The 1,964-nt window shown below is 39.4% G+C and carries 2 protein-coding genes; both read right to left on the minus strand.

What is annotated here, in order from left to right; all coding sequences use genetic code 11:
• A partial coding sequence (locus E7Z77_RS08730) for a formylmethanofuran dehydrogenase subunit C (protein ID WP_292752994.1) occupies nucleotides 1-562 on the minus strand: 562 nt, incomplete at its 3' end.
• Nucleotides 563-564: 2 nt separating this feature from the next.
• Nucleotides 565-1,964 (minus strand): formylmethanofuran dehydrogenase subunit A (locus E7Z77_RS08735; RefSeq protein ID WP_292752997.1); only part of this gene is annotated, 1,400 nt, incomplete at its 5' end.

The following is a 1,964-nucleotide window of genomic DNA, read 5'->3' on the forward strand; positions in this document are numbered from 1 at the left end:
GAATACCAGCTAAGATATCACAGTTACCTTTAACGTGGATTCTACCACCGGTTAAACATTCACCACATTGTTTTCCTGCATTACCGCCGACAACGATTTGTCCACCGGTCATACCTCTCCATTCACCAATGTAAGAAGCACCGGTAAATTCTTTGGTGTTTCCTTCGATTTCAAGGTATCCTCCAGACATTTCTCTTCCAGCGTGAGCAGCTGCGTTACCTTTAACGAGGATGGATCCTCCGGACATTTCTGCACCAACGTGTAAGTCTACACTACTGTTACATACAATGTTACCGCCGCTCATTTTACAACCGATGTATTTTACTCTGTTTAAATCACCGTTGAGAATCATTTCAACTTCATCAGGTCCGTTAGCTTCTCCTACAACAGTAATGTCGAAGAAGTCTGTAATTGGGAATCTTGAGTTTCCAATTGGAACTTGATATTTTGCGAAGTCAGCTTCAGTCCATGAATAAATTTCATCAGGAATTAATTCATCAAATTCTAAAGCGATTGAAGAAGTTTTTATTTGATCAAATGTTATAGTTTTCAAATTTAACACCCCTATTTACCATCAACGTCTACTCTAATTGGGTTGGATACGTAGTGGTCGTGTACTGGGTAGTTTTCCCATTTAACTGAATAGTATTGAGTAAAGAACGGCATAATGTTGTTGATAACTTTTTGTTCGTTTTGTTCCCATCCTTTTACGTTAACCCAAATGTTTTGACTTTCTTTAACTTTTACGATTTCTTTATCTTTGACTAAGATTTGACCATCTTTAATAGTGTATTCAGCTACATTGAAACCTTTTTCGATTTCAGCTGCTTGTCTGGATGGATCAATTTCATTAGGATTTATGTCATATACTGCAATGTCTGCTCTGTATCCAGGAGTAAGTGCACCTCTGTCAGTGAATCCGTAGATTCTAGCAGGAGCAGCTCTGGTAATAGTTGCAATTTCGTAGAAATCGTATTCTCTGTCGAGAGTTGGGAGAGTAGTTCTTCTTTGTGCCCATTTGTGGACTTCTCCGTTTTCCATCATTTCCATTCTTCTTTGGTTACTCATCAACCAGGAGATGATTCTAGGATATCTGGTAAATGGTCCTGCGTTAGGGTGGTCAGTAGTTAAACATACTTGCCATGGGTTTTCAATACCTAAGAACAATTCTAAACCGATAGCCCATTGTAAAGTGTTAACAGGGTTTTTACCAGAGTAAATACATGGAATGATACCTGCTGCGGTTTCACATTCAATATCCTTGTTGGTCCATTTTAAACCGGATAATTTGAACAAGTCATATTCCATAGGAGCGTCTGCAGTCATTGTTGTGGTTTCATCCAAGGTTACTTGACCTACGTCACAGGTAATGTGATCATGTTTGTTAATGTAATCAGCAATTTCCGGTGCTGCAGATCCTGCATCTTTCCAGCTGTTACCTGTGTAAGAGTGGAATTGCAAGTGAGTAACGTGCATAACTTGGTCCCTGATTTCAGCTGCTTTGTCTCCTTTTTTAATGTCTTTAACAGCATCCATGGTTTCGAGAGTGGTTGTGTAGTTACCTGGGTGTCCTAAGTCGTTAGGGTGAATGTGGATAGAGTGAGGTAACTTTAACATTTCGTTAGCTTTTGCTAAAGCGATGATAACTTCTTTGGAAGTTACGTCAAAGTAAGGTGCTTTATCGTTTACACCGTGTACGTTCATACCCCATCCCCATGCTTCACTTCCACATGGGTTTACGATTTTGATTCCGTAACCTTTGGAGATTTTTAACCAAGCAGCTACAAATGCTGCGATGTCTTCAATATTATTATCTTTTGCGTATTCCATTACAAACCAGTTGTTACCGAATAATGGCATAGCTGGAATATCGAGTTGTGGAATAGTAGCAATTTCTTCGTGAGTGTGTTTTGCTTCAAGAGGAGGCATAGCTGCTTCTACAACAGTACCGTAACCTAATCTTG

It is taken from the genome of Methanobrevibacter sp. (assembly GCF_015062985.1).
In the GTDB taxonomy this organism is placed as follows: Archaea; Methanobacteriota; Methanobacteria; order Methanobacteriales; family Methanobacteriaceae; genus Methanocatella.